This window comes from Pseudoalteromonas sp. S3776 (genome assembly GCF_005886915.1).
GTDB lineage: Bacteria > Pseudomonadota > Gammaproteobacteria > Enterobacterales > Alteromonadaceae > Pseudoalteromonas.
Genome location: NZ_PNCU01000002.1, coordinates 244450 through 268954 on the forward strand (window position 1 = coordinate 244450; position 24505 = coordinate 268954).

At 41.9% G+C, this 24505-nt stretch carries 20 protein-coding genes; 12 read left to right on the forward strand and 8 right to left on the reverse strand.

The features are described 5' to 3' along the window. The 3 genes from CWC16_RS02295 to CWC16_RS02305 all read right to left on the reverse strand — a co-directional run bounded on the left by CWC16_RS02295 (position 1) and on the right by CWC16_RS02305 (position 4336). Positions 1-1524 (reverse strand): mannitol dehydrogenase family protein, encoded by a 1524-nt coding sequence (locus CWC16_RS02295; RefSeq protein WP_138540341.1) that lies wholly within the window; start codon positions 1522-1524, stop codon positions 1-3. A gap of 36 nt (positions 1525-1560) precedes the next feature. After that, entirely contained in the window at positions 1561-3282 is a 1722-nt protein-coding gene (locus CWC16_RS02300; protein ID WP_138540342.1) for a purine-cytosine permease family protein, read from the reverse strand. A 382-nt stretch (positions 3283-3664) separates the two neighbouring features. Then, complete coding sequence (locus CWC16_RS02305) at positions 3665-4336, reverse strand: HAD family hydrolase (RefSeq protein ID WP_138540343.1); 672 nt, start codon at positions 4334-4336, stop codon at positions 3665-3667. Between the two features lie 373 nt (positions 4337-4709). Between CWC16_RS02305 and CWC16_RS02310 the strand changes: the two genes are divergently transcribed. Beyond that, positions 4710-6248, forward strand: a complete 1539-nt coding sequence (locus CWC16_RS02310) for a catalase (RefSeq protein WP_138540344.1) — start codon at positions 4710-4712, stop codon at positions 6246-6248. A 100-nt stretch (positions 6249-6348) separates the two neighbouring features. After that, complete coding sequence (locus CWC16_RS02315) at positions 6349-6807, forward strand: ankyrin repeat domain-containing protein (RefSeq protein ID WP_502705067.1); 459 nt, start codon at positions 6349-6351, stop codon at positions 6805-6807. 120 nt (positions 6808-6927) lie between these two features. Here CWC16_RS02315 and CWC16_RS02320 read toward each other — a convergent pair whose 3' ends face one another. Continuing rightward, positions 6928-8979, reverse strand: a complete 2052-nt coding sequence (locus CWC16_RS02320) for a TonB-dependent receptor (RefSeq protein WP_138540346.1) — start codon at positions 8977-8979, stop codon at positions 6928-6930. Between the two features lie 384 nt (positions 8980-9363). Here CWC16_RS02320 and CWC16_RS02325 point away from each other — a divergent pair, with 384 nt between their 5' ends. The 3 genes from CWC16_RS02325 to CWC16_RS02335 all read left to right on the forward strand — a co-directional run bounded on the left by CWC16_RS02325 (position 9364) and on the right by CWC16_RS02335 (position 12278). Beyond that, complete coding sequence (locus tag CWC16_RS02325; RefSeq protein ID WP_024032798.1) at positions 9364-9660, forward strand: hypothetical protein; 297 nt, start codon at positions 9364-9366, stop codon at positions 9658-9660. Continuing rightward, entirely contained in the window at positions 9657-11207 is a 1551-nt protein-coding gene (locus tag CWC16_RS02330) for a PepSY-associated TM helix domain-containing protein (RefSeq protein ID WP_138540347.1), read from the forward strand. Before CWC16_RS02325 ends, CWC16_RS02330 begins: the two co-directional genes overlap by 4 nt. Positions 11208-11411: 204 nt before the next feature. Continuing rightward, positions 11412-12278, forward strand: a complete 867-nt coding sequence (locus CWC16_RS02335; protein ID WP_138540348.1) for an alpha/beta hydrolase family protein — start codon at positions 11412-11414, stop codon at positions 12276-12278. Between the two features lie 20 nt (positions 12279-12298). Here CWC16_RS02335 and yddG read toward each other — a convergent pair whose 3' ends face one another. Next, positions 12299-13219: an aromatic amino acid DMT transporter YddG gene (gene yddG, locus CWC16_RS02340; protein WP_138540349.1), complete on the reverse strand. Its 921-nt coding sequence runs from the start codon at positions 13217-13219 to the stop codon at positions 12299-12301. A gap of 175 nt (positions 13220-13394) precedes the next feature. Between yddG and CWC16_RS02345 the strand changes: the two genes are divergently transcribed. From CWC16_RS02345 to CWC16_RS02375, 7 genes are all read left to right on the forward strand, one after another. Next, positions 13395-14048: a TetR/AcrR family transcriptional regulator gene (locus CWC16_RS02345; protein WP_138540350.1), complete on the forward strand. Its 654-nt coding sequence runs from the start codon at positions 13395-13397 to the stop codon at positions 14046-14048. 3 nt (positions 14049-14051) lie between these two features. Then, positions 14052-14534, forward strand: coding sequence for a putative 4-hydroxy-4-methyl-2-oxoglutarate aldolase (locus tag CWC16_RS02350; protein ID WP_138540351.1), 483 nt, complete (start codon positions 14052-14054; stop codon positions 14532-14534). Positions 14535-14869: 335 nt separating this feature from the next. Beyond that, positions 14870-16078 (forward strand): amidase family protein, encoded by a 1209-nt coding sequence (locus tag CWC16_RS02355; protein ID WP_138540352.1) that lies wholly within the window; start codon positions 14870-14872, stop codon positions 16076-16078. Further along, positions 16075-17649: a gamma-glutamyltransferase family protein gene (locus tag CWC16_RS02360; RefSeq protein ID WP_138540353.1), complete on the forward strand. Its 1575-nt coding sequence runs from the start codon at positions 16075-16077 to the stop codon at positions 17647-17649. Before CWC16_RS02355 ends, CWC16_RS02360 begins: the two co-directional genes overlap by 4 nt. Continuing rightward, positions 17646-18470: a sulfite exporter TauE/SafE family protein gene (locus CWC16_RS02365; protein WP_055017403.1), complete on the forward strand. Its 825-nt coding sequence runs from the start codon at positions 17646-17648 to the stop codon at positions 18468-18470. Before CWC16_RS02360 ends, CWC16_RS02365 begins: the two co-directional genes overlap by 4 nt. 2 nt (positions 18471-18472) lie before the next feature. Continuing rightward, complete coding sequence (locus CWC16_RS02370; protein ID WP_138540354.1) at positions 18473-19702, forward strand: pyridoxal-phosphate-dependent aminotransferase family protein; 1230 nt, start codon at positions 18473-18475, stop codon at positions 19700-19702. Between the two features lie 13 nt (positions 19703-19715). After that, entirely contained in the window at positions 19716-21002 is a 1287-nt protein-coding gene (locus tag CWC16_RS02375) for an allantoate amidohydrolase (protein ID WP_138540355.1), read from the forward strand. 110 nt (positions 21003-21112) lie between these two features. On the opposite strand, the gene CWC16_RS02380 is transcribed toward CWC16_RS02375, so the two are convergent. The 3 genes from CWC16_RS02380 to CWC16_RS02390 all read right to left on the reverse strand — a co-directional run bounded on the left by CWC16_RS02380 (position 21113) and on the right by CWC16_RS02390 (position 24324). Then, complete coding sequence (locus CWC16_RS02380) at positions 21113-21673, reverse strand: YrbL family protein (protein WP_138540356.1); 561 nt, start codon at positions 21671-21673, stop codon at positions 21113-21115. Between the two features lie 535 nt (positions 21674-22208). Beyond that, the gene (locus tag CWC16_RS02385) at positions 22209-22520 is read right to left on the reverse strand and encodes a hypothetical protein (RefSeq protein WP_138540357.1); all 312 of its coding nucleotides are present in this window, start codon (positions 22518-22520) and stop codon (positions 22209-22211) included. A 265-nt stretch (positions 22521-22785) separates the two neighbouring features. Further along, positions 22786-24324, reverse strand: a complete 1539-nt coding sequence (locus tag CWC16_RS02390; RefSeq protein ID WP_138540358.1) for an OpgD/OpgG family glucan biosynthesis protein — start codon at positions 24322-24324, stop codon at positions 22786-22788. Positions 24325-24505 lie beyond the last annotated feature (181 nt).

Consider the following 24505-nt stretch of genomic DNA (forward strand, 5'->3'; position numbering starts at 1 on the left):
TTAGTTACCTTTAGGCTCAAGCACGTTATTCATAATTGCTTTAATTTTACTTGCCGGTGCGTATAACGCTTCTATGTTGTTTTTGTAGTGAGACGTAAAAGCACTTTGCGTGTTTAAATCACCAAATAAACTTGTTAGCGACAAAAATGCAAGGTCATCGCTGGCTGTTTTAGCCGCGGCTTCATGCAATTCGCTTTGCATTGCATCGATTATTTCAAGTGTATTGCCTTGCTCATCGACCCCTTTATCGCTGTAAAAACACCATGCAGCAATAACAAGAGTCGCAAGTGATACATCACGGCCTTGCGCTAGGTTTTCGTTAATTGTGGCAATTAAAAACTTAGGTAGCTTTGCTGCGCTCTCTGAACAAATGCGCGATAAGCTGTCTTTAATGTTTGGATTAGCAAAACGCTCGATTAGCGTGTCTTTGTAGATTTCAAGATCAATGCCTTCTAGTTGCGCTAGGTTAGGCGTTACTTCTTTATCCATAAACGCACGTAGGTACTTCGCAAATAAAGGATCTGATACTGTTTCGTCAATTGTACTATAGCCATGTACAGAGCCTAATAAACCCAGTACCGAATGGCCTGCATTTAATAAGCGTATTTTCATGGTTTCATAAGGCGTTACATCACTTACAAATTGTGCGCCTACGCTATCCCAATCTGGGCGTCCGCAGCAAAATGAGTCTTCAATCACCCATTGAGTAAACGACTCACACGTAATTGGCCATTCATCGCTAACACCGTACGCATCAACAACGTAGTCAATATCGCTCTTTTTAGACACCGGTGTAATACGGTCAACCATTGCATTTGGGAAAGTTACGTTAGTAGCAATCCACTCGCTTAGTTCTTTATCTTGCTCAGCTGCAAAGGCAAGTAGCATTTTGCGCGTTACATTACCGTTGTGCTGAATGTTATCGCACGACTGTACAGTAAACGCATCAAGGCCTTGTTCTTTACGTAGCTTTAACGCAGCAGTAATGTAACCAAACGCCGTAATTGGGTCGTTCGGGTTATTAATGTCGTTAATAATGTCTGGGTTTGAGTAATCAAACTCACCCGTTACTGGGTTAAAGTTATAGCCGCCTTCGGTAATGGTTAACGACACAATATGCGTATCGCTGTGCGCAAGCTTATTAATAACCGCTTGTTTGTCCTCTGGAGCAAACAAAAAGTCAATCATAGAGCCAATAACTTTGTTATCTATTTGCCCATTTGGATGTCTTACTGTTAGCGTGTAAAGGTAGTCTTGTTGCTTTAAAATATCGCGCAGACCACGGTTACCCTCTAATAAGCCAACACCACAAATACCCCACTGTTCAGCACCTGGCGTTTTTAATAGCTCGTTAATGTACACCGCTTGGTGAGCACGGTGAAAGCCGCCCACACCAATATGAACTATACCCGCTTTTAGCTTACTACGGTCGTAGTTTGGTGTATCTACATGGCTTGGCATATCTGCCAAGCTTTGTTGGTTTAGCCCTTTAACAAGAGCGTCAGTGTGCTGGTGTTGCGTCATGGTGCGGCCTTACTAAAACAATATTAAAAATTTAAATTAAGATGCAGTGTTGAGTGCTTTATGGCGCAATAGCGACCAGTAAGCGGTTGCAAAATAAATAATGGTGCAAATAAAACAGGCAATTTCAAACTGCGTTTTATTTCCTGCGTAAATGCTCATGCTGTCACTAAAAAACATGACTTGGCTGGCAAAGCCAAAAATAATAAGTAACGAAACAGTAGACACACCATTTAACACTTTGGTTAGCAATGAGTTATCAACCACTGGCGCTTGAACATCTTTAGCCAGTCCTGCTTGGTACTCTTTTATGTCTTTTTGCTCTTGCTCTTCTGCTGCAATTTCTTTGCTGTAGTCTTCACCTGCGCCGTACTTTTTAGCCAGTAGGGTGTAAACCATAATGGTGAATATCCAAGTAGGAATAAATAGGTAGTAAAATGACATTACATCAATTGCATTTAACCCAAAGCCAAACACAAGTGCCAGCGCCCAAGAGGCAATAGCCGGTACGCTACGGGTAATGTTTTTATATTTAGCCCAGTAACGGGTTAAACCAATTTTAGGAAATAAAACATGCTCAGCAAATACAATACCGCCCACAGGCACTACTAATAATCCTGCGTAAGTAAGTAGTGGTAACATTTGCGAAAATACAAACGGGAAACACGCAATAATAACGGTTACAACACCCACAATGGCGGTTGTACGCTCACGTGATTGGTCAACAAAAATAGACTGTGCTGCAAGGCCTGCGCGGTATAGGTTAGCGTTAGCTGTTGTCCAGCCTGCAATAATTACAATAACAAAGCCCGTCCAGCCTAATGCGTGGTAAGCAACGTCACCTGGGTCAAGCGATGAAATAGTGGTTTTAAGTAATACCGCAACACCTGCGCCCATAATACCGGCCGAGATCCACGCTAAGTAATGGCCAAAAAACATACCTACGCCAGAAAACAAACCGTAGCTTTTACGTTTGGCAAATCTAAAAATAGCCATATCAATTAAGCCAAAGTGGGTAATAGAGTTTGCAGCCCATGCAAAACCTATAACCTCTAATAAGCCAATACCTTTTTCGCCATCAGCGGTGGTACCAGTCCAGATTGATGAATCCCCTATTGCCATAAAGTCGTCAAAACCTGTTAGCGTGGTTACCCCTAATACATGATTAGAAAGCTCTGGAAACAATGCAAACGAGCCCGCTATAAAAATAACAAACAACCACGGCGCGCAAATTTTAGAAAAATCAGCAACAGTTGAAAAACCATACATAGCCACAAATACAACAATAGAGCCAACCGATAATACAATGGCCACAAATGCTAAGCTGTTAGGGTACCAATCAAGCTGTGCGGGTATATCAAACAAAAACCGAACGGCGGTTGCCGATACCGTGATCATCGCGGCGGATATCACACTAAATATGACCACGTTTGCCCAGTTATAGAGCTTGGTCATTGAGTTACCCGCAATTTTATTTAGGTAGTTGTATAAACTTAAACGTGTTTCTACCGCAATTGGAGAAGTAATTAACCACCACGAACACATTGCTAATAGGTTACCAATTAATAAACCTAATAAAATGTCGATGGTCGATGCGCCTAATGCAACAAACGTTGCACCAATAACAAATTCGGTGGCTGCAACGTGCTCACCAGCGTATAAGCCGGCAAAGTGCTTCCAACCATGAAGCTTATGATTAGCAACGGGCAATTGCTCTTCGTTAACATCGTTAAATGTTTGTGTGTGTGGACTTGATGCCATGGTATTTTCCTATTGTTTTAAGCACAGCCCTAACTAACCTGAACTCTGGATAATAAATCTATCTCAAGCAGCTATTTCCAGCGCTAACTACGTTGAATTTACTTGCAATAGGCTAGCTATTGACGCGTAATTTCGCCTTGTTTTCACTGTAAATCTCTGGCTAGAGAAAATAAACATAGATATCACTTTTGATTTAATATGTTAGTAAATCTCTTAACCAAAGTTCAGGTTAATTATTAATTTAAATAAGTGTTTTTTTATTTAAATTAATAATGAGTAAATCGCCGTGCCTTTTTATAATGCTACTACTATAACTATCTAATAATTAATGCATTTTACGTTAAGCTTTGTCAGTGTCATAAAGCTCAACGTTAATATTCTATTACTGTGTTTGTAATGCTGGGTACTGCTTATAAAAGTCATCCCAATGCGTTAAATGTGCGACCTCTGGGTAAGCTTGGTGAACAAAGTTCACTGCATCTTGCATATGCCCCCCCCCGCTGTAATGCAAAACCTGCATATTGGCGGCAAGTGCAGCGCTCACACCGGCTTTTGAATCTTCAATCACTAAACATTTGCTTGGGTTAACACCCATTTGCTCTGCAGCATGTAAAAATAAATCGGGTGCGGGCTTACCATTTTTTACCTCACTTGAGGTAAATACCTTATTAAAGTACTGCGATAAATTAACCACATTAAGCGCTTTAGCAGTGCGTTTAGAGCTACTGCTTGTTGCAATACAACAAGGTACAGATAATTGCTCTAGCACGTGTTTAATACCGTTAGTTGGCATTAATGCAGTTTCGAACTCGTTTAATAATGCTTCTCGGTAATCGGCTTCAAAGCTCTCAGCTAAGGTCACGTTAAAGGTATCGAATAAGTTTTGGGTAACTGTTTTAAAGTTACAGCCTAAAAAATATTGTTGTACATAGGCTCGGTCAATATTAACGCCAATCTCTGCAAGCATGTTTATTAACACTTGCGCGCTCAATATTTCGCTATCTATAACAACGCCATCACAATCAAAAATAACTAATTCTATTTTAGTATTCATATTGCCCCTTTTTATGCACCTAGTTTGGTGCAACCTCAACTTGAGCATAAGCCCAGCAAGTGAGCATATTCTCTTTATTGTTATAATAAGTCAACATCTTGTTAGTGAAAAACGCACCACAATGGTGAATATTTATTCATTAAATATGAAATTGTCTGTATTTTCATTGATTTCAAAATTGCAATTACGACTAAGGTCGAACATTACAAAAACGCTATTTAGAAAATAGAAGGCAGCTCGCAAATAACAATCTAAATTTGTGATTACCCCAATCTAAACAATCAATTTTACCGAACTCTCTTTTGTTAATACACTCATCCACAGTTAAACAGCCAGCAAGACTGCCGGCACTTTTGTACAGATGAGGTCGACAATGAATACTCAAAAAAACACGATTAATAATAAATCTACATTAACGCTAAGTGCATTAGCGCTAGCAATGGCATTACCTGCAAGTGCCGCTACCACCCTAACTAAAGACAACGGCGCGGCTGTTGGCGACAACCAAAACTCTATTACCGCTGGTGAGCGCGGCAGTGTGTTACTAGAAGACGTACAGCTAATTCAAAAGCTACAACGCTTTGCGCGTGAGCGTATTCCTGAGCGTGTAGTGCATGCGCGTGGTACAGGTGCTCACGGTGTGTTTGTAGCGTCTAAAGAGTTAGATGACTTAACAATTGCTGCACCGTTTGCAGAAGCGGGTAAAGAAACAGACGTATTTGTTCGCTTTTCATCCGTAGTTCACCCAAAAGGTAGTCCAGAAACACTGCGTGATCCGCGTGGCTTTGCTGTTAAATTTTATACTGACCAAGGCAACTGGGATTTAGTCGGTCTTCACGTACCTGTATTTTTTATACGCGATGCGATTAAATTTCCAGATATGGTTCACTCTTTAAAACCATCGCCTGCCGATAACCTTCAGGATCCGAATCGCTTTTTTGACTTTTTTTCGTACGAACCAGGCTCTACCAATATGTTAACATGGATATACAGCGATCACGGTACACCGGCAAGCTACCGTAAAATGGATGGTTGGGGCGTACATGCATACAAAATGATTAATAAAGCTGGCGATGTTAAGTACGTTAAGTTTCATTGGGTAAGCCAGCAAGGTATTGATAACCTTAACTCAAAAGAAGTAGCTGAAGTGCAAAGCCAAAACTTTCAACATTTAACACAAGATTTATACACCGAAGTTAATAAAGGCAACTTCCCAAAATGGGATCTGTACATTAAAACGCTTGACCCATCGCAGCTTGATGACTTTGATTACAATCCGTTAGATGCAACAAAAACATGGTTAGATGTAAAAGAAGTTAAAGCGGGAACACTTACGTTGAACCGCATGCCAACTAACTTTTTCCAATCGACGGAACAAGTAGCTATGGCGCCATCAAACATTATTCCAGGTATTGAGCCTTCTGAAGACCGTTTATTACAAGGCCGTATGTTTTCTTACGCTGATACACAAATGTACCGCTTAGGTGCTAACCACCAACAATTGCCAATTAACCGTGCAAAAGTTGAAGTGGTTAACTACAACCAAGACGGCGCAATGAACTACGGTAATACAACAAGTAACGTGAACTACCAACCAAGTCACGAAAACGTTGCAGAAAACCCAATTGCACGCAAAAGTAACACAGAGCTAAAAGGCTACGTACAACAAGCAGCCATTAAAAAGCAGCAAAACTTTGCTCAAGCGGGTGTACTTTACCGCAGCTTTAGCAAGCAAGAGCGCACTAACTTAGTTAACAACTTAGCCGGCGATTTAGGCAGAGTGAAAGACAGCAAAGTTATGCACAAAATGCTTAGCCACTTCTACAAAGCAGATAGCGAATACGGTACACGCTTAACTAACGCTGTAAACGGCGATATGAAACAAGTTAAGCAACTAGCCGCTAAGCTTTAATATTTTACCCAACCTGTAAGTTATTGAGGAAAGCCTAGCTTTCCTCTTTTTTAAAAAGGTAAACAGCATGCGTAAATTACTTATTATATTTACTTTAGTGATGAGCTTTTCAGGCTTTGCCAATGAGCCACAAAGCCCTGTAAATGAACAAAGCACCGCTCAGTCGCAATACGACAGCTTACTTGCTTATTACTTTGCAGCCGCACGCACCGACGACACCGCCGTAATAACGCAATTTGTTGATGCTGGCATTCCTATTAATAGTTACAACAATAAAGGTTACACCGCCCTCATGATTGCCACCTACCATGGCAATAAAAGCACGGTAAATACCTTACTGCAATTAGGCGCTAATGCCTGCCTTGAAGACAACCGTGGTAATACAGCGCTAATGGCCGCAATATTTAGAGGCGAATTTAGCATAGCTAAAACACTTGTTAGTCTTGATTGCGATAACGCACATGAAAACAAAGCAGGCCAAACCGCTGAGCAATTTGCACAAACCTTTGGTCAACAAAAAGTGCTCGACTTACTCGCACAGGTAAATAAGCAAAATTAATACGTTGTTATTTACCACTCACACTCAGTAAGCGAGGAGAGAACACATCAATAATCACAATGATTTATATAAAAGTGAGACGCGTTTTATTCAATAACTGTCTCACTCCCCTTTTTAAAATTAAAAGCGATACGTTACAGACGCACCAAGCGTTTGAGGGTTAACAACAGCCACATAGCCTGTTGGGTAACGCCCGCTTGCAGGTTCTACCGATGTATAGGCTTCTTCATCTAACGCGTTGTTAATATAAGCACTCATTAACCAATGCTCACTATCGTAACTAATTGTGGCACGTGTAATTGTGTAGCCACCGGCAATACGCTCTTGTGTATTAGTTAAATCACCATAATACTCATCCACATAATTAGCACTTACATTAACCTTTAAGCTATCAGTAAACCAATGCGATAACCCTAAGCTAGCTGTAAGCTCTGGTGCAGAGTTAAGCTCGTTGCCAACGGCATCGCTGTACGTGGCTGATTCATCTATTTTAGTTTTAAGTAACCCAAGCCCTGCATGTAGTTGCCATTGCCCACCTAACATACTGTAGGCTTCAAGCTCTAAACCATAGCTATGTGCATCATCAATATTAGTGATTTTTCTATCTGAACTTAACGCTTGATACCCGTCAAAGTTATTATAAAAAATGTTCGCGCTAATATTAATATCACCATTATTAAGCACACTGCGCGAGCCTAGCTCGTAGGTGTTTACTGATTCTTGGTCGTAGTAGTAATACTCTTGTGCGGTAAAATCTAACGCGCCGCCACCCGAGTTATAGCCTCTACGAGCACTGGCCGATAACGTTGTTTCATCTGTAATTTTGTATTGAATCGCTAATGTAGGTAATTTTATAGTGTTAGAGTCATCTAATTGCTCAACTAATCTGCTGCCCCCAAAAGCCATATCAAAATTACGAAGCTGCTCTTCGCGCTCTATTCTAAGCCCTGCGGTGAGCGTAAATGCTTTGCTTAACTTAAAGCTTGTTTCTGAATAAATTGCTTTTGAGTCACTGCTGTCGTCACCAAAATATTCTGTCGCGCCTACACTTTTAAAATCTTGATCACGGTCAAAATATGCAATACCCACAAAGCCTGAGTAAAAATCACTGTTCAAGCCAAAGTTTAGCTTGCTATCAATGGTGATATTTTTTTCATCCATCGACACATCAGACTCAGCACTAGCAAGTGCTTCATATGCTTCGTAGCCCCATTCGTAATCCATATAGGCAAGTAAAATATCGAACGAGAAGTTATCGTTAATTTTGTAGCTAATATCTACCTGCGTTGTATCTGACTGCGTATCCATGTCGCGCTGAAATAGTGGAATATAATCCGTTGGTTCGTCACCTTCAAAATATTTACGGCCGGTATTACCCTCTTCGCTGTACGTTGAATAAGTTAACTGCACCGATAAGTCTGAAGTTGGGGTATACAATAACTTTGCGCGCGTACTACTAGTATTGAGCTCGTTAAGGTTTTTATCTGTTGGGTTAGTTTCGTAGTGCGTTGGGTTACTAAATGTTTCGCCGTTAACATATTGAGTGGATAAGCGAAATGCCAGTACGTCATCAATTAATCCACCTGAAACAACTGCCGCAGTATCGAAGTAGTTGTCTTGGTTTTTGTACCCTACACGCACGGCACCTTCAAAATCTTGTGTGGGTGCTTTGGTTGTCATATAAACAGCACCACCAATACTATTACGACCATTACTAGTAGATTGTGGCCCGCGGTATACCGCAATTTGATCTATATCCCATAAGCCTGTGTCGCCGGTTAAATCAGCGACAAACGGCTGGCTTACACCATCAACCAATGTAGAAACACGGGCCTTTGACCCACCACTAAACGAATTAAAACCGGTGGCGCCGCCATTACCCGACACCCCACGCATATCAGGCACGGCACCCGTTAGTACAACCACATTGGCCATTTCGGCTAAAGCGTCAGAAACAGAAGATAGTTGCCCATTTTCTAATAACGATTTATCTACTACCGCTACCGATGTAATTGTATCTTTGAGTGATTTTTCAATTTTTTCACCTGTGACCACAATAGTATCCATTGACTCGCGACTTGTTTGGTCATCGGCAAACGCTTGGCTTTGAGTAAATAATAAAGAACTCGCAATAAATAAAGACAGTTTATTGCGTTTAAATGAAGCAACCACGGTTATTTCCTTTTATAAATAGTTGATATTGCTGGGGCGAAAAAAGTAACACAACCACAACACCGTTGCAATTGAGTTTAATTATCATTTACACTAGCATAAACATTAATAACCAACTGCGACCATGCTTCAACTTACTGTTATTTTAATCCTGCTCATTGCTACAACTTTGCTCTATTGCACTAACCGCCATCAAAGGTTATTTAAAAAGCCTATATCTAAGCACTGGCGTAAATTTGCAATCCTTCTTTTAATAGCGGCAATCGCTTTAGCTTTTTATATTTTTACCTCTGCTGCGGCCGCATTTTTTATTCTTTTAATGGTTATGCTGGCCTTGATGATAGTCCCCTTTACGAGCTTATTTAAAAGTAAGGATATTAACTAATGAGCGCAGTACAAAGGCAAAAAATTAAACCAACTTGGCTTGGAAAAAGCCTAGCAGGAGGCCTTTTGGGCTTAGCCCTTGCATTTGTTTTAGTCGCATTTTTTGCCTGGTATGGCCCCGGAGGAATAGATGCACGCGACAAAGTACAATTCAATATGTGGATGATCCCACTAATATGGCTAACTATTTTTAGCTTTACGTATTTATTTAAATCTGCAAAGCAAGCATGGCTAACTCTCGGTGGGCTAAATATAACGCTTTATAGTTTATTCTTAATGTTGGGGCATGGGCTATGAAAGTAAGAGCAGACATTTTACGTACCTACCAAGGTGTTCATACTTGGACCGGGATCATTGCAGGCTTAGTACTTTTTATCGGCTTTTACGCGGGTAGCTTAACTATGTTTAAGTATGAACTAGCTGATTGGGCAACGCCTGTAAGCGCACCTGTAACTGAGCCAAACACCAGTAACTACCAAGCCTTAGTAGATAAAGCTATTGTGCAATACCCTCAGCAAATGAGTAATGGCTTTTCTATAGATTTATTAACTGATCAAGCGCCGCTATCTTGGTACAGCCAAGGTAAAAAACGAGGATTAGCACTTGATAACCAATTACAGCTTTTACATTTAAATGATGAAAATGAGCTAGTTATTGAGCAAAAAAGCGAAAGTAAGCTCGCAGATTTAATCGACTATCTGCATCGTACCGCTGGTTTTGCTGGCGAAATTGGGCATGACCAATCAGGTGTATACATACTGGGCATTGCGTCGGTTTTATACTTTTTAGCGTTGGTGTCTGGGGTAATTATTTTATTACCCACACTTGTAAAAACATTCTTTGCAATCAGAAAAGAAAAAGGCCCAAGCCGCTTTTGGCTCGATAGCCATAATTTAGTAGGTATCGCCAGTTTACCTTTTCATTTAATTATTGCTTTTACTGTTGTTGTGTTTGCTTTTCACGATTTAATTTATGATGGGTTGTCGCCATTTTACGACGATAAATCGTTTTTTCAGCGCCCTCCTCCAGCAGCGCACAGTTACCAAATTGAAAACTTACCCAGTATAGAAAAACAGCTTTTAGCAGCAAAAAACTATGCCCCAGGCTATGAGCCAATTCATATTGCATTGAGTCGACTAAATACCAACAGCCCTACAGCAATTGTTAAAATGAGTAATGAAAGCGCAGTCGTTAGAGGCCCAGATACAGACTACTTATTTTTACAGCCGTATACATTAGAAGTCCTTAACTCGAGTTACCCCCAAGGTGAAGAAAGCCACTGGGGTAACATGGTTGCAAGCATCTTTTCGTTACACTTTGGCACGTATGGAGGTGAATGGGGCCGATGGGGTTACTTTGTAATGGGGCTATTTGGTGCGTTTTTGTTTTATTCCGGTAATTTATTGTGGTTAGATAAACGCGCTAAAAAAGATGCCAATAAACGCAGTACTCTTTTTATGGCTAATTTAACAATTGGTGTGTGCTTAGGGTCAATAATTGCAGTGGTTGCCACTTTATTAGTTGGTAAGTGGGTAAACCAATTTACAACTAATGCAAATTACAGCTATTTATATAGCTACTACATAGTATTTTTTGCTTTTATTGCCTACACCTATAAAAAAGGGACTCAGCACGCAAGTTATTGCGGCTTAGTTAGCCTTGCAGGTTTGTGCTTATGTATGGCGGGCTCTACCCTATTGCAAGCCTTGTTAACAGAGCACTATTTTAAATATTATCAAAGTATTACTGTTGATTTTAGTGCGATAGTATTTGCACTTATATTTTACTTTAGCGCCAAAAAAGTAAAAGCAAAATCTGCTCACAATACAAGTACACCAGAGTAGTTTTATAAAGGGGTTTAAGCTAACAAATTAAACCCCTTTTACTGCTTTGCCCCTTTACAAAACGTCAGCGCTCAACACGATACAAACTGGTATATCGCCCCCAGGTAATTAAGCTTTGGTTTAAGCTGTTATTCTATTCTTGCTTAAGCTGGTCTAACCAGCTACCATTTTTGAATTGAGCATTTAAAAAAGCAACAATAAGTAATGAACACAAACGCTTCAAAGCACGTCACCATAACCTGTAACGACAGGCAAACTCTAAGCGCAGACCTATTTACACCCACCAGCCCTATTAAAGGTGCGGTGATGATTGCCCCTGCAACCGGTATAAAGCAGCAGTTTTATGCAAACTTTGCTACTTACTTACAGCAACATGGCTTTGGCGTAATTACCTTTGATAACCGAGGTATTGGCCAATCGCTTAACCGTAGTATTAAAAAAAGTAAGGCCACATTACAAACTTGGGGCGAGCAAGACATGCCAGCCGTACTTGAGTATTTGCAAAAAACCTTTCCGGGTACCCGCTATCATTTAGTTGGCCACAGCGCCGGCGGGCAATTAGTGGGGCTTATGCATAATGCAGATCAGTTAAGCTCAGCGTTTAACTTTGCTTGCTCGTCAGGTAAATTAACTAATATGCGCTTGGCGTATCAAGTTAAAGCGCACTTTTTTATGAATGGGGTTATTCCTCTCAGTAACGCACTATTTGGTCATACTAAATCACAATGGTTTGGGATGGGCGAGCCCCTACCTAAAGGCGTTGCTAAGCAGTGGCAAAAATGGTGTAACGCGCAAGGGTATGTGCAAACGGCATTTGGCGATACCGTATTTCAACACTGTTACAACACGCTTGCTATGCCCTCGCTTTGGGTTAATGCTACCGACGACGACATTGCAAATAATGCGAATGTCGCCGATATGCTCTCGGTATTCCCAAAATTAAAAGCGAGTAAATTAACCTTAAACCCTAAAGACTATGGCTTAAAAGAAATTGGCCATATGAAATTTTTTAGTAAAAAGTCAGACGGACTATGGCCACTGGCACTTAACTGGCTAAACAAGCACAGTTAAAAAAGGATGCGTTTACATCGTTAATTTACGGCGTTTAGTGGCTTTTTATCTGGCTTTTCACGCGTTACAAAATAGCAAACAAGTGAACCACCAGTGACCATTATTACCCCTTGCCAAAACGAGGCACTAAGGGTAATTGATAAATAAAGCGCCGAAATAATCGCCGAAAAAACCGGCGTAAAATACGAAAGCGTACCAAGCAGCATTAAGTTACCGCCAATAATTGCTTGGTTCCAAAGTGCATAACCGCTGCCAACAACCACGCCAGCTAAAATAAGCGTTATTGTAGCGTGTAATGTAAAGGTCATTTTTGGCTCGTCACTTAATCCATACAATACCCATAAGCTCAGTGCTGTGGCGATAAAAAATAGCACAATGGCATTTTTCCCATTGCTATTTTTTTGAGTAATCACACAGTAAACAGACCAAATAAAAGGCGCTACAAACGCCAGCAAGTAGGCCGTTGGGTTACTGGCAAAATTGCCCATAATACTATTAATTGATAACCCACTATCGCCACCCACGCACCAAGCCACGCCAAAAAAGGCGAGCAGCATACCAGGGTAAATCCATACACTTACTTTACTACGGTTAACAATAATACTGAGCAAAATGGTAAGCGTGGGCCATAAATAATTGATAACCGCCATTTCTACTGCTTGGTGGCGATTATTAGCAAGCCCCACAAACAGTGCTAAACACACCTCGTAAAGTGCAAATAAAGCAGTACCCCAAATAATATAACGCTTATTAAACCCAGCAAATTTAGGCCGCCCCATTACCAAAATTAAAAACAGCGCGCTTACACTGTACATAAGTGCCGCCCCACCTATAGGGCCAAATAACTCCGAAACATCCCTGAGCAGAGCCACTAAACAGCTCCATAATAAAATAGCGGCAATGCCATAAAGCGTGTATTTGTGATTAGAAAAAAAGTCCATTAACTACCTAAAAGTACTACTTATGTTTGACGTTACGCTAACAGTAATTAATGCTTTAAACAATTGTTGCTCATCATTTATTGTTATAAAGGTGTTTTTAGCCTGCACTTAAGTGTTTGACCTTTTGGTCAGTAAAGTTACAATCATTCAACACGTTAAAAACAGCATCGCCATAATGAGCACACAAACAAAGCCAAATAAAAAAGAACTGACCCGAGTAAAAAACCAAACATTAATACTCGATGCCGCCGAGCAATTGTTTTCTCAGCTTGGTTACGATGGCACCAGTATGAGTATGGTTGCTAAAGAAGCAGGCGTTCCTAAGGCCAATATTTTATATTATTTTAAAAGCAAAGACGGCCTATACGAAAACGTAATAGACCGCATAATTGCGCACTGGAACTTAGGCTTAGATAACGTAACCCCTGAGGACGACCCTGCACATGTGCTTTATCACTATATTAAAAGCAAAGTAATACTTGCCGTAAACCAGCCGCTGCAATCACGTTTATTTGCCAGTGAAATACTGCGCGGCGCTCCATATTTGCAAAACTACTTTAGAACCAACACGCGCCCGTGGGTAAAACAAAAAGTAGACGTGTTTCAGGCCTGGATAGATGCAGGCAAAATGGATAATGTTGACCCTTACCATTTATTATTTACCATTTGGTCAACTACGCAGTACTACGCCGACTTTCAGGCCGAAGTGCTACTGGTAATGAACAAATTAGAATACGACGAAACCGATGTGGCACAAATAACGCAATCAACTGCCCACATAATTTTAAAAGGTATTGGCTTAAAAATACCTGAGCACACTGAGGCCTAACCCATGAATAACTTTACCACCCCAGACTTATTTGACGATCACCGCGAAAGCGTACAAGTCGCCGACAGCGGCCTGCGCCACTTTGGTAAAAAAACCACCTTTAGTGGTCAAGCAGTTACCGTTACATGCCCAGACGATAACTCGTTTGCCGCCGATTTACTGCATGAAAACGGTGAGGGTAAAGTATTGGTTATTGATGGCTTTGCTAGCAAACGCTTTGCTTTTATAGGCGATATTATGGCTGAGCGCGCGTTAAAAAATGGCTGGGAAGGCGTTGTTATTAACGGCTGTTGCCGCGATATTGAAATACTAGCCACTATGGATTTACCGGTTATGGCACTTGGTTCAACCCCGCGCAGTACATTAAAACGTGGCTTTGGCGATAAAAACCAAACTGTAACCATGCTGAGTACCACAATTAACCCCAACGATTGGCTATATGCCGATGTAAATGGCTTAATTATTAGCCCTAACGCATTACAATAAACGCCACATTAGCAACCAAGTTGGTGCAATCGCGCACCAACTTGGTGTGTTTTTACCTCTAAATTATACCCTCTTCATTACTTAAATTTTTATAAACACCATACAAACCCACAAAAACCTGACCGAACGGACAACTTTATTGTGTTTGGCATTGCTTTTGCTTAGCTTTTAGGCAATATAACAGCTAACCGATTAAAAAGCGGATCAGGCTCTGTAAAATAAAAATAAGATGTTACGCAGTGGGCTGAAAAATAATACTAACTAATTCGTCTTTTTAATCACCCTAAATCTGATTATAACCAGTTGGTCAGATTTACTTTATAACGAGTGGTGATATGAGTACCAAAACACATAATAATTTTACCGGTATTTTTTGTGACCATGGCCCTAACGCATGGCAAACACACATCCACGGCAAACTTGTAAATAAGCGCCTTGCGGTAAAAGATGTATTTGCTGTTAAAGGCGAGCGCAACAGCGCAGGTAACCCAAGCTGGTTTAAAGCAGCAAAACCTGCACAGCAAACAGCAAGTGCCGTAAACAAACTAATGAATGAAGGTTGTCGCTTTACAGGCTTTACCCATACCGATGAGCTGGCTTACAGCTTAGAGGGCAATAACATTCACTATGGTGCAGCACAAAACCCAAAATTGAAGGGCCATGCAAGTGGCGGCTCAAGTATGGGGTCGGCGGCCGCCGTAGCTGCTAACCTAGCCGATATTGGCTTAGGTACCGATACCGGCGGCTCTATTAGAATACCTGCAAGTTATTGTGGCTTATTTGGCATAAGGCCAAGCCATAAGGTAATTGAAAAAGATGGCCTAATACCGCTCGCGCCCCCTTTTGATACCATTGGCTGGCTTACGCAAAGTGCAGAGCTGCTAAGCAATATAGGCAATGTACTGTTGCCAAATCAAGCTATTAATAACGTTGATACTTTAGTTATTTGCGAGCCATTATTTGAGCTGGTTGACCTTGTATTACAAGCCCCGCTTAAACAATTGCTTGAAAAAACCAAACTTTATTTTAAACACCATAAAGAATTTAAACTGCCTGACAGTAACTTATTAAGCGAACTGGCTGACAGCTTTAGAATACTGCAAGGGCGAGCAATCGCAAAAACGCATAAAGATTGGCTTCAATTGCCGGGGCAACTTCCCCAGTTTGCTCCGGCAATTGCGGCACGTTTTAACATGGCGCTTGCCCTAACCGCCCAAGAAGAACAAGAAGCACTAAATGTACAAACCCAATGGCAAACACTAATTGCTAAAAACCTAAATACAAACAGTTGTTTATTTTTGCCAACCACACCCACAACTGCACCTAAATTGGGCGCCGACACAAGCGCCTTACGCATGCAAATAATCACCTTATCGGCCATAGCGGGTTTGAGCCGCTCGGCGCAAGTACACTTACCATTGGCTAATTTAGAAAATGGCCACCCGTATGGGTTTTCATTAATGATGAGCCATGGCAACGATAAAAGCCTACTTGCCTGCGTACAACAATTAGCTGCACACTTTAAACAGGACACACTTGCATGAGCACACACAACATTGCCTTTACTGCCCCGCATTTTGCGGCAACCGAGGCAGGCACCCTAATACTAAAACAAGGCGGTACAGCCGTTGAGGCCATGGTAGCAGCCGCCGCTGCTATTAGCGTGGTATACCCGCATATGAACTCAATTGGCGGCGACAGCTTTTGGCTTATTGATAACCTAAACCAAAGCACACCCACAGCTATAGATGCCTGCGGGCGCGCACCAAATGATATAAGCGCCTACAGCAATGAGCCACACATACCAGATCGCGGTGGTTTAAGCGCATTGACCCAAGCGGCTACGCTTCGTGGCTGGCAAAAAGCCCTTGAGGTAGATGAGCACGCAGCCCTACCACTAAGTACTATTTTAGCGCCTGCTATTAAGCTTGCGCGCGAAGGCTTTACAGTATCTAAAAGCTTGCAAGCAGGCTGCGAAAAGCTTGCCGCCACTTCAAACACTAACGCTGCATTTAAAGAGCTTTACATACCCAATGGTAAACCGCTACAAGCAGGGCAACATTTTAAAAACCCAAAACTCGCCAGTACCTTTGAGCACTTGGCCGAGCACGGCTTAAATGCTTTTTACGAAGGAGAACTTGCCGACTCATTTGCAAGCGATTTAGCAGCCGCAGGCAGCGTTATTACCTCAGCCGACATAGCCAATACAAAAGCAGATGTAGTAACACCACTTAATGCTAATTTATCGGGCATACAGTGTTTTAACTTACCTGCTCCCACGCAAGGCGTGCATTCTCTGCAAATAATTGGCGCCGTTAATAAACTAAAGCACTTGGCCAAAACAGAGGCCGATTGGATACACTTAATTGTTGAGGCAACCAAACAAAGCTTTACTCACCGTCCCACACTTTGGGCCGACCCAGATGCGCTTGGCGATGATTATAAAAATGCACTAACCGATGAGCGCTTAAGTGCGCTTGCCAGCAATATTGATATGAACCAAGCCAAGCAATGGCCATTTAATGCAGAGCCAGGCGATACCGTTTGGATGGCAGCACGTGATAAAAACGGCCAACTAGTGAGCTTTATTCAAAGTGTTTACTGGGAATTTGGCAGCGGCATATTAATGAGTGAAGGTGGTTTTGTGTGGAATAACCGTGGTTTGAGCTTTAGTTTAAATAACAACGATGCCAATGCCTTAAAAGCACATAAAAAGCCAGCTCATACACTTAACCCTGCTTTAGCAAAATTTGATGATGGCAGGCGCCTTGCCTACGGCACCATGGGCGGCGAAGGTCAACCACAAACACAAGCTGCCGTATTTAGTGGTTACGCATGGCGTAATAAATCAATTACCCAAGCAGTAAGCGATCCGCGTTGGTTATTAGGCCGCACCTGGGGCGATACAAGCACAAACTTAAAGGTAGAGCAAAGCTTAGTAATTCAAGTTAAACATGAATTAAATCAACGTGACCACGACTGGGTAAGCGTTGATAATAACAATGAAATGATGGGCCACGCGGGTGCCATTTTAGATACACCTACCAGCCTTGAAGCAGCCACCGACCCTCGTTCAGATGGTCGCGCAACAGTAACTACAGCAGGAACACAATGACAGAAATAATAAATCAATGGCCGATTATAGCGGCCTTAATAGCAACCGGCATTTTTGCAGGTATTTTAGCAGGCCTATTTGGTGTAGGCGGCGGCATAGTAATTGTGCCTGTGCTGTATTTTTTATTGCAAGGCTTTGGCGTAAGCCCCGAGTCGGCCATGATGATAGCCACAGCGACATCGCTTGCCACCATAGTGCCTACGTCTATTTCGTCTATACGTTCGCACCATGCAAAAGGCAATATCGACCTTGCTTTAATTAAATACTGGGCCCCGTTTATTTTAGTAATGGCCGTTGTATGTAGCTACTTAGCGCACTCAATACGCGGTAATGCGTTGGTACTTATGTTTGCCTGTATTGCCATTTTAGTCAGTTTAAACATGTTATTTAGAGCCGGCGCGCCTGCCCTAGTTAGTAAATTACCAGGTAAATTTGGCCAAGGCATTATGGCAAGTATTGTTGGTGGTTTATCGGTAATGATTGGTATAGGTGGTGGCACTATTGGCGTGCCCATGCTCAACGCGTTTAACGTACGCGCCCATGTTGCCGTTGGCACCGCTGCTGTATTTGGCTTATTAATTGCGCTACCGGGCGTTATTACTTTATTAAGTATTGGTACTACACCCGCCGATGCCCCCCTTGGCACGTGGGGCCTTGTAAACCTACCTGCTTTTATACTTATTATTCCGCTTACTATTTTGTTTGCGCCTATTGGCGTAAAAATTGGTAGCAAGCTAGATCAAAAACAATTAAAACGCGCCTTTGCCGTTGTATTAATGATAACGGGCATTCGTATGCTTATTCAGACTCTGGGAGCCTAAACATGTTTAGCGACACGCAAATTCAAACTTTAAATCCGCCACAGCGATTACTCATGGGCCCAGGCCCAATAAACGCAGACCCACGCGTGCTTCGTGCTATGTCGGCGCAGCTAATTGGCCAATACGACCCAGTAATGACCGGTTTTATGAACGAAACCATGGCTCGCTATCGCGAAATATTTAAAACCAAAAACGAATGGACCCTGTTAGTGGATGGCACATCACGCGCAGGCATAGAAGCCGTTTTATGCTCTATTTTACGCCCAGGCGATAAAGTACTGGTGCCCATTATGGGCCGCTTTGGCCACCTGCTTGCTGAAATAGCCGAGCGCGTAGGCGCAAAAGTACACACCATAGAAGTTCCGTGGGGCGAGGTATTTACCCCCGAACAAATAGAAAAAGCCATTGTTGATGTAAAACCCCATGTACTTGCTATGGTACAGGGCGATACCTCTACAACTATGAACCAACCGCTCGAACACATTGGCGATATTTGCCAAAAGCACGACGTATTATTTTACTGCGATGCCACCGCTTCGATAGTAGGTAACGATTTACCCGCCGATGAGTGGAAACTCGACGCGCTTTCGGTTGGTTTGCAAAAATGTTTAGGTGGCCCGTCTGGCTCTGCCCCATTAACACTGAGCGATAAATGCGCCGATTGGATCCAAAAACGTAAAAAAGTAGAAGCGGGTATACGCACAGCCGATCATACCGACGGCACCGAGCCATTTGTACGCTCAAACTACTTTGATTTAGGCATGATCATGAATTACTGGGGCGAGGAGCGCCTTAACCACCACACCGAAGCCACCAGCATGCTGTATTGCGCATCAGAATGTGCTCGCATTGTTATTGAAGAAGGTGTAGACAACTGCGTTGCCCGCCATAAATTACATGGCGATGCCATGTTAACGGGTATTCAAGCGCTAGGCTTAAACGTATTTGGCGATTTAAACCATAAAATGAACAACGTAGTGGGAGTTTACATACCCAAGGGCATTAATGCTGACCACGTACGCGCTCAAATGCTAACCGACTTTGGTATTGAAATTGGCACCTCGTTTGGCCCGCTGCATGGCAAAATTTGGCGTATTGGCACCATGGGTTACAACGCCCGTAAAGATGCCGTATTACAAACATTGGCAAGCCTAGATGCCTGCTTACACGCCAACGGCTATAAAGGCCCTAAAGGCGAAGCCGCTATTGCCGCCCTTGCCCATTATAAATAAAAAAGGATTTAGCATGACGATTGCAAGCCCCCTCCATGAGCCATTGTTAAACAGTGAGCTGGCTAATAAATTTGCCGCGCGCGCGTTATTGCGCTGTAAAACGCTCAGTGGCCTATCGCAAATGCAAGGTGGCATTCACCGTGTGTATTTATCTAAAGAGCACAAAGAGTGTAACCGTGTAACTGCTGCGTGGATGGCTGAGGCGGGCATGCAATCGTGGCAAGACCAAGTCGGCAATTTATGGGGGCGCTTAGCGTCATCTAACCCAAACGCTAAACGTTTAATTATTGGCTCACACCTCGACACAGTACCAAACGCCGGTGCATTTGATGGTATTTTAGGGGTATTACTGGGTATTGAAATAGCCGCCCTTGCGCATACACTTAAGCTTGATTTACCGTTTCATTTAGATGTTGTGGGTTTTTGTGATGAAGAAGGCACCCGCTTTGCCACCACATTAATTGGCTCAAAAGCACTGGCAAACGAGTTTGACCCGCAGTGGTTAAATATAGAGGATACAAACGGCATTACTATGCGCCAAGCCATGCTTGATTTTGGCCTAAACCCAAATGATTACGCAAAAGCAGCGCTTAATAAAAACGAGCTACTCGGTTACTGGGAAACCCACATAGAGCAAGGCCCCGTGCTTGAGTCGGTAAATCAGGCATTAGGCATTGTTACTGCCATTGCAGGGGCAAAGCGCGCTATGATCACGCTAACAGGCCAAAGCGGCCACGCGGGTACTACACCAATGAACTTACGCCAAGATTCGTTAGCAGGCTGCGCCGAGTTTACCCTTGCCATAGAGCAACTAGCAAAAAGTGCCAGTAATGGTGAAGTAGCCACTGTAGGGCAAATTCAAGCACGCCCAGGCGCTACAAATGTCATTGCCGGTAAAACGACTATAAGCCTTGATGCACGCGCACAAAACGATAACGACCTTGCAGTTTTACTTAATGCAATACATACCCGCGCGGAGCAAATTGCAACCAGCCGTAATTTAACGCTCGATTGGCAATGGACACACGCGGCCGACGCCGTAGCGTGCGACACTCAAATTCAACAATTGTTTAGCAGTGCCTGTGAATTAAATAACCAAGCCTCACCGTCACTTGCCTCTGGCGCTGGGCACGATGCCATGGCCATAGCCCCTATTTGCCCTGTTGGTATGCTGTTTATACGTAGCCCTGGCGGAATAAGCCATCACCCCGCAGAAGCTGTTATTGATGAGGATGTAACAAAAGCACTTAGCGTAATGTACAGCGCACTTATGCTGTATGTAAAAGAGTTAGAAAAGTAACAAACGCTTATGCATCCGCAGTGTAAAGTTATGTCTGTTAGCTTAGCCCTGCGTATTAAACTTGGCTGTGATTATTAATTAAAATAGTATTTAAAGTCGGTGTTTTAAACTTAATTAAGGCTTAAGCCAAGCTCATTTAAACTCGCTTCAAAACGTTGCCATTTTCTATTTATTTTACGCTTAGCCGATGAGCTCACATAATTACTAATAGGAAAAAACTCAGTATTACCAATATCATCCACCACTACACACTGCTCAATGGTGCCGTTATTATTAACACACGCTATATTGCGTGGTTTTATTTCTTTGGTGATCACTAAATTATGTATTAAATAGTCTTTTAACTTTAATAGCGGCTCGACTAATGCTTCACTATTTGGCTGATTTAAATAATGCTCAAGGGTTTTAGCCGGCTGATTATTTGCATCAATCACTAAATCAAACACGTACCCTGTGCCAATATTGGTTTGCACCGTACCATGGTATTGCGCTAATAACTGCCACTGAATATTTCGGTTACTAAGTCGCTTATAATAAGCCAGCTCTTGGTCTTGTTCTTGCGAAAACCCATCATGGCTTACTTTAATACATAAATTATGTGCCTCAGGGTGCCTATAACACGTTCTATGCGCCCCTTTACCTACCATTAAGTCATCGTTTAATGAGATCAAACCAATTTTCGTCCTAGCGTAAATTTAAAAATACTAACTCGCTTAATTAAGTAATCTATTTTAAGAAGGGAAACCCGTGTTGATAGCTGGACAAAAAGCTCGCTATTTAACCGCTCTAAATGAGGTTTTTTTAAAACAGGTAGCAAGACGTTTAGCCCCGTAAAATGATCAAGTATTATTGTGGATTAGTATTAAACGAGGTAAATAACACGCCTTAAAAATGCACGCTTGGTATTTACATCTATTAGTGCTGCTTCTATTACGGTGTCAGTAATAAAGTAGGCACGTTCGTTAAACAAGCCGACCATTTTAACTATAAATTAGGGTTAATCAAGGTAAATTAGCTACAATTCACTCATAATAAAGGCTAAATTCGACTTTCTTTTGTGTTTTCTTAAATGAATTTCAGGCTGTTGAGGTAAGGAGGAGATACAAGAAATTGAGACTTGTTCGTGGTAGTTGACCTAGTCTTAAAAATAAATATTTAGATAGTAGAAGCCCTTTTTTTTTACTATCTAAATACTCCGGTATATAGCTAAACAGACTTTGTATATTTGTATTCGCATGAAACAACCGCTGCACATAAGCCACTAAAAGCTAAAATACAGACTGACGATACTGCACCCCAAATTGCCATTATTATCACAGGTAAACCGGCATTTGGTGCAGACATAACTATTCCATTTCCTAAGTCTTTAGGTGCGCCAAGGTTAGAAAAAATACCAAATAAACTAATGCAAATAGCTACAAAAAACAGTATATAACTCAAAAACCCAAGCACTCTAGAAGCGATAAGCAGGCCCTTAAGGTTTTCTGTTTTAATTTTTGAGTATGGGTAAAGTTTCATATACATCCTTAATTTAATTACTTTTATTATTTTCCTGAGCGAATGTTTATTATTCACACAAGCAAACATAAAAACAAGTAGGAGCAACTTAAAATAGCCAATTCACCAAGTAGCTAGCCGAGCCTATTAAATTTACAACTAAGTATTAGATGTATATTGAAATAAGAGAATTGCTTAACTAACCTTCGCTAAAAACATTCATTATGCAGTTGTTCGGGTGGCTACATAAAACTAACTTTAGGGCCACCCGCCATAATTTTTATAGTTACTCAATCGTTACTTTTGCATCACTTACCCAGGTTTCGGTTATCGGCTCTTCGTTTTTATCAACCAAATACGCGCGTATGCTTACGGGGTCGTTATTGCTCTGTTTGTAGTCAAACGCTAATCGCCATTGGTTGGTCCCCACTATTGGGTAAGCACCAATTGGCTCCAGTATTTCGCCGTTGCTGGCTTCAACTATAGGCTTTATACCGCTTTCTCTATCTAGGCCTTTTAATACAGGCCCTTCAAAGTCTATCACCATTTTGTTTACGCCCTCAGGAATAGGCTGGCCAGGAATTCCGCCCTGCCCTTGGCGAGTATTAACAACACTTGCTAGGTTTTTTGATTTTGGATCAAGTGGACGCCACTCAATATCATAAGAAAAGGAAAACTCATCGCCTTTACGCGCCTCTTTTTCAGGCACCCAATAAGCAACAATGTTATCAAACGTTTCATCTTTAGTTGGAATTTCGATTAGCTGCACAGCGCCTTTACCCCAATCACCCTGAGGTTTTATCCATGCTGATGAGCGCTTATTGTAAAACACGCCATCGTCTTGGTAGTTATTAAAGTCGCGATCTCTTTGGATTAAACCAAAGCCTTTTGGGTTCTCATCAATAAAGCTATTGGTCGACACCGATTGCGGATTATTTAACGGTCGCCAAATGAACTGCCCAGACCCCGTATGAATCGCTAAGCCATCGCTATCGTGAATTTCCGGGCGCCAATCTTTAGCTTGTGTTTTATCTTTTTGTGAGTACCAATACATACTCGTTAATGGCGCTATGCCTAAACGCTCTACATCGGCGCGCATATACAAATTAGCACTTACAGAGGTAACATGCCCTTTGGCTTCTTTGTTGTCTTTACTTAAACCAAACCGATAAGCCCCTGTAACAGAGGGTCCTTCAAGCAATGCCCAAACAGACATGCTCTCACCTTTATTTTCTGCAGGGCCTAACCAAAATGCCGAAAAGCGCGGAAATTCTTCTGGCTCACTCATACCGGTATTTATTGCAATACCGCGAGCCGACAACCCATATTGCCCCTGAGGGCCATCAGTTCTAAAATAAGACGCGCCCAAAAACGATATCCAATCTGGTTTTATATCAGGGCGCATAATTCTAAAGCCTGCAAACCCAAACCCTTCTGGCAGGTCGTGGGCAGGGCTGTCGTCAGGCATATCAAAAAGCGCATTATTAAAAGGCAGTTCTTTTACGTTGTTTTTATCATCTCTGATATAAATACTTACCGGCTCAGGAAAATATCGCCCAGGGTAAAATAACTGCACCGGTGCCTTTTTGCCATTTGGGTAGAGGGTTTCATCTTCTTTAAAGCGTATTTTCCAATGTTCGTCATAGGTAATTTTATCAATAAGATCAGGTGCTGGCACTTCCACAGGCGTATAGGACTTTTTGGCAGAGGCTTTTGCCATTGCTTTTAAATCTTCAAAAGTAAACTTAGCACTTGCTTGTGCTTGCGCCGCATATAACGACATAGAGGAGGTAACAATAGCGGCAATAAATAACTTTAACTTCATAAAGAGTATCTCTAGTAAAATGGGTCTAAAAATAAGTGCTCAGTTCAAGCGCTTAACTTAAAATGGGTGTAAAGATATTACACACCGCAATATGAACTCGCGTTTACTAAAATAACGTTATTTGGCTTAGTTATGTTTGGGGGTTATGCTTGCATAGTTGTGTTTAATAAATGCGGCTGAC

Excerpts from the sequence above, each read along its gene's own strand:
- CWC16_RS02295 (WP_138540341.1), bottom strand. The coding sequence starts at position 1,524 with ATGACGCAACACCAGCACACTGACGCTCTTGTTAAAGGGCTAAACCAA.
- CWC16_RS02300 (WP_138540342.1), bottom strand. The coding sequence starts at position 3,282 with ATGGCATCAAGTCCACACACACAAACATTTAACGATGTTAACGAAGAG.
- CWC16_RS02305 (WP_138540343.1), bottom strand. The coding sequence starts at position 4,336 with ATGAATACTAAAATAGAATTAGTTATTTTTGATTGTGATGGCGTTGTT.
- CWC16_RS02310 (WP_138540344.1), top strand. The coding sequence starts at position 4,710 with ATGAATACTCAAAAAAACACGATTAATAATAAATCTACATTAACGCTA.
- CWC16_RS02315 (WP_502705067.1), top strand. The coding sequence starts at position 6,349 with ATGAGCTTTTCAGGCTTTGCCAATGAGCCACAAAGCCCTGTAAATGAA.
- CWC16_RS02325 (WP_024032798.1), top strand. The coding sequence starts at position 9,364 with ATGAGCGCAGTACAAAGGCAAAAAATTAAACCAACTTGGCTTGGAAAA.
- CWC16_RS02330 (WP_138540347.1), top strand. The coding sequence starts at position 9,657 with ATGAAAGTAAGAGCAGACATTTTACGTACCTACCAAGGTGTTCATACT.
- CWC16_RS02335 (WP_138540348.1), top strand. The coding sequence starts at position 11,412 with ATGAACACAAACGCTTCAAAGCACGTCACCATAACCTGTAACGACAGG.
- yddG (WP_138540349.1), bottom strand. The coding sequence starts at position 13,219 with ATGGACTTTTTTTCTAATCACAAATACACGCTTTATGGCATTGCCGCT.
- CWC16_RS02345 (WP_138540350.1), top strand. The coding sequence starts at position 13,395 with ATGAGCACACAAACAAAGCCAAATAAAAAAGAACTGACCCGAGTAAAA.
- CWC16_RS02350 (WP_138540351.1), top strand. The coding sequence starts at position 14,052 with ATGAATAACTTTACCACCCCAGACTTATTTGACGATCACCGCGAAAGC.
- CWC16_RS02355 (WP_138540352.1), top strand. The coding sequence starts at position 14,870 with ATGAGTACCAAAACACATAATAATTTTACCGGTATTTTTTGTGACCAT.
- CWC16_RS02360 (WP_138540353.1), top strand. The coding sequence starts at position 16,075 with ATGAGCACACACAACATTGCCTTTACTGCCCCGCATTTTGCGGCAACC.
- CWC16_RS02365 (WP_055017403.1), top strand. The coding sequence starts at position 17,646 with ATGACAGAAATAATAAATCAATGGCCGATTATAGCGGCCTTAATAGCA.
- CWC16_RS02370 (WP_138540354.1), top strand. The coding sequence starts at position 18,473 with ATGTTTAGCGACACGCAAATTCAAACTTTAAATCCGCCACAGCGATTA.
- CWC16_RS02375 (WP_138540355.1), top strand. The coding sequence starts at position 19,716 with ATGACGATTGCAAGCCCCCTCCATGAGCCATTGTTAAACAGTGAGCTG.
- CWC16_RS02385 (WP_138540357.1), bottom strand. The coding sequence starts at position 22,520 with ATGAAACTTTACCCATACTCAAAAATTAAAACAGAAAACCTTAAGGGC.
- CWC16_RS02390 (WP_138540358.1), bottom strand. The coding sequence starts at position 24,324 with ATGAAGTTAAAGTTATTTATTGCCGCTATTGTTACCTCCTCTATGTCG.